The organism is Neobacillus drentensis, assembly GCF_036966985.1.
Lineage (GTDB): Bacteria > Bacillota > Bacilli > Bacillales > Cytobacillaceae > Neobacillus > Neobacillus drentensis_E.
Window position 1 is genome coordinate 1 of the sequence record NZ_JBALSN010000509.1, and the last position, 3,264, is coordinate 3,264.

At 41.4% G+C, this 3,264-nt stretch carries 6 protein-coding genes; all 6 read left to right on the forward strand.

Annotated features, from left to right (window positions below):
• Positions 1–453: adenosylcobinamide-GDP ribazoletransferase (locus V7659_RS26750; protein ID WP_335543119.1), on the forward strand; the 453-nt coding region annotated here is incomplete at its 5' end.
• Complete coding sequence (locus V7659_RS26755; RefSeq protein WP_335543120.1) at positions 423–1,022, forward strand: histidine phosphatase family protein; 600 nt, start codon at positions 423–425, stop codon at positions 1,020–1,022. The genes V7659_RS26750 and V7659_RS26755, both read left to right, overlap by 31 nt.
• The gene (locus V7659_RS26760) at positions 974–1,408 is read left to right on the forward strand and encodes a bifunctional adenosylcobinamide kinase/adenosylcobinamide-phosphate guanylyltransferase (protein WP_335543121.1); all 435 of its coding nucleotides are present in this window, start codon (positions 974–976) and stop codon (positions 1,406–1,408) included. The genes V7659_RS26755 and V7659_RS26760 overlap by 49 nt, the downstream gene beginning before the upstream one ends.
• A 15-nt stretch (positions 1,409–1,423) precedes the next feature.
• A complete protein-coding gene (locus tag V7659_RS26765) occupies positions 1,424–2,008 on the forward strand; it encodes a cob(I)yrinic acid a,c-diamide adenosyltransferase (protein WP_335543122.1) in 585 nt (194 codons plus the stop codon).
• Complete coding sequence (locus V7659_RS26770; protein WP_335543123.1) at positions 2,009–2,500, forward strand: ECF transporter S component; 492 nt, start codon at positions 2,009–2,011, stop codon at positions 2,498–2,500. It abuts the gene before it with no gap.
• Positions 2,497–3,213, forward strand: coding sequence for an ATP-binding protein (locus tag V7659_RS26775; protein WP_335543124.1), 717 nt, complete (start codon positions 2,497–2,499; stop codon positions 3,211–3,213). The genes V7659_RS26770 and V7659_RS26775 overlap by 4 nt, the downstream gene beginning before the upstream one ends.
• Positions 3,214–3,264 lie beyond the last annotated feature (51 nt).

Sequence of the window (3,264 nt, forward strand, 5' to 3'; positions counted from 1 at the left end):
GCATTTGGCGTTCTATCCATTTTGGTTTTACTAAGCTCTCGGTTTCTATTTATTTATGAAAGTATAACGAATGTTGAAAACGTACTTTATATCATTATTACATTGATTCCGTTTTTAAGTAAAAGTGTCATGGGAATTCTGTTGTTAACCGTGAAGGCCGCTAAAAATGAAGGACTCGGCGCATTGTTCCAAAATGCGGCGAAACCGCAGTCACTATGGCTGTATCCCATTTACTTAATCTTTCTACTCCTTTTAGTTAGTTTTTTTTATAAGGATTTCCTCATTATAGGTACATTAATTCTGATTGCAGCCTGCTGTATTTTTCTGTTTCGCCGAAAAGCTGTAAAATGGTTTGGCGGTATTACCGGGGATGTCTTAGGTGCTGCGGTGGAAGGGACTGAGTTAGTACTGTGGATGACCGTGTGGTTATTGCATTATTTCGTCATGGTGTAACCGAAGAAAACAAACGAAAAGCCTATTTAGGATGGAATGATTCACCCTTATCACCTGAAATAAAGGATTTCGTCATTTCAAAAAGTTATGAGCATTATTATTCTAGTGATTTGCAAAGATGTGTTCAAACAGGAGAAAGATTATTTTCAAATGCTAGTATAAAACTTCTCAAAGAATTACGAGAAATGAATTTCGGTAAATGGGAAGGGAAAACGTACGAAGAATTAAAAGATAATGTTCACTATCGCAACTGGCTAAAAGCTCCTACTATACATCTTCCGCCGGATGGTGAACCATATCACGAATTTACCAGGAGGGTAGATTCTGGCTGGACCAAAATTACCGGCGAGCTTCTTACATCAAACCTTAAGAGCTGTGCGGTAATTACTCATGGCGGAGTTATTCGTTATCTGTTATCTAGGTTTGCACCGGACCGAAAAGAATTTTGGACGTGGCAAGTAAATCATGATCAAGGGTACGAACTCATTTTTGAAAGAGATTCATTAAGGAGAGGTGAACGATGCATTTTATTATTGGAGGTGCCTTTAACGGCAAAAGGGCATGGATAAAGAATACCTATAGCCGTTTCGAGAATAAACATTGGGTTTCAGCTTATGATGGCCACTCTCTTCCGATAAATTTAATTGATTTCGACCAGAGCGTGGTAATTCTTGAGGGAGTAGAAATTTGGCTGAAAGAACTAACAGTGACCTTCGATGCCGAAAAATGTCGGGAGATCTGGGCCAATTGTATAGAGGAATGGAACACTTGGGAAAATGCAGCCGAGCAGCGCAAATTAGTTGTGATTGGAACAGATATATCAAAAGGAATTGTTCCAATGGAGGTAGAAAATAGACAATGGCGGGATGTAACCGGTTGGGCATACCAAGATATCGCCTCCAAAGCAGAAAAGGTTGACGTCATCTGGTATGGATTAAATCAAACTATAAAGTAAAGGGGAATGGGAACAATGAGAATTTACACAAGAACAGGTGACAAAGGAAAAACAAGCATCATCGGTGGAAGAGTAGATAAAGATGACAACCGCGTTGAAGCATACGGTACCGTGGATGAAGTCAATTGCTTCGTCGGTCAGGCTATACAAGAACTGGACCCCAATATTTTTAAAGACGTGCTGGCCGATCTTGAAAAAATCCAACATGAATTATTTGATTGTGGGGGGGACCTCGCAAATGTGACGGCGAAGCGGGAATTAAAACTTCACCAAGAATCGATTGATTACCTTGAAAAGAAAATCGATGAGTACATTGAAGAGGCGCCTGAGTTGGAGCGGTTTATTTTACCAGGAGGAACCAAACCATCGGCTTCGATTCATATCGCTAGAACGGTGACTAGAAGAGCGGAACGATTAGTTGTTAAGTTGGTGAAAGCTGATCCAAAAACTTCTGAAATAGCCTTGATGTACCTTAATCGCCTCTCAGACTATTTCTTTGCGCTGGCAAGAGTGATCAACTTCCGATTACAGGTCAGCGATGTAGAATATGTTCGCAGTGCGAATGTGTTTAGGGATGGGAAGCGTAAGGAGGAAAAGTAAATGAAAGGAAAATGGGTTAGCGGACTAGCGATGTTAACAGCATTGTCTGTGGTCGGAGCTGCGATTAAGATTCCAGCTATTGTCGGCAGCGTCGCGCTAGATGCATTCCCTGCACTTTTGGCGGCAGTCTTGTTTGGGGCTGGGGCAGGTGCGTTAGTGGGAGCATTTGGTCATCTATTATCGTCATTAATCGGCGGGTTCCCATTAGGGCCCCTGCACTTTTTAATAGCTGTCGAAATGGCTGTGCTGGTTTGGGTTTTTGGGCGCATGTATAAAAATAATAAAATTTTGGCATGTGTTGTTTTCATCATTGGAAACTCATTGGTTGCCCCGTTACCATTTATTTATTTAATGAATGTAGGATTTTATTTGGGGATTATTCCTTCCTTGCTCATTGGTTCCATCATCAATACGGTCATCGCAATGGTCGCAATTCCACGACTAACTTCTCTCGTAACACATGGATTACCCAATCGGGATGTCAAACAATGAGGGATATCGTAACCATTCCTTTTAGCGGTGGGGACTCCCTCATTATTGCTTGTGATAATAGCGGAGCCATTGGAATGAAGGAGCAGGACCATGTTCATGTACCCTATGAAACCGTAGCTTATTATGCATTTAGAGTTGCCGCAATGGAATGTATCGCAGCAGGAGGGGACCCTATTTCAGTACTGGTTCATAACTTTTGCGGAAATGAACCATGGGATGAGCTAGTTGGAGGGATTAAACAGGGGCTTTCCGAACTAGAGTTAGCAGATGTAAGTATTTCTGGAAGTACCGAAAGTAACTTTCAGCTTCTGCAATCTGCCATAGGGTTAGTTGTCTTGGGAAAGAAATCGTCTGCTAAAATAACTGATTTTGCTTTAGATAATTACTTGAAATTCGCTGTAATAGGTTTGCCGCTAGTTGGCAACGAAGTGATCGAACAAAACGACCAAGTTGCTCCGCTATCTATTTTTCGTGAAGTGAGTTTGATTAAGGGGGCAATGCTGTGGCCGGTTGGTTCTAAAGGGATTCTGTATGAACTCAATCAAATGTTCCCAAATGAAAAGATAACACAAGACATGGTGTTCACTTCCGTTGATATAATCAAATCAGCTGGCCCATCCACCTGTTTCATGGCGTGTTTTCAACCCGATCAGGAAGAAATCCTCCGAAAAATCACAGGGGACTTGTTCCATACGTTAGAAATAAAAAAATAGCACCGTCATGTAACGGGTTCAGTTTGCTGTCGCAAAAAGTAAGTTATCAAC

Bases quoted from the DNA above. Each gene is read 5' to 3' on its own strand.
- V7659_RS26760 (WP_335543121.1), top strand. From the start codon at position 974: ATGCATTTTATTATTGGAGGTGCCTTTAACGGCAAAAGGGCATGGATA.
- V7659_RS26765 (WP_335543122.1), top strand. From the start codon at position 1,424: ATGAGAATTTACACAAGAACAGGTGACAAAGGAAAAACAAGCATCATC.
- V7659_RS26770 (WP_335543123.1), top strand. From the start codon at position 2,009: ATGAAAGGAAAATGGGTTAGCGGACTAGCGATGTTAACAGCATTGTCT.
- V7659_RS26775 (WP_335543124.1), top strand. From the start codon at position 2,497: ATGAGGGATATCGTAACCATTCCTTTTAGCGGTGGGGACTCCCTCATT.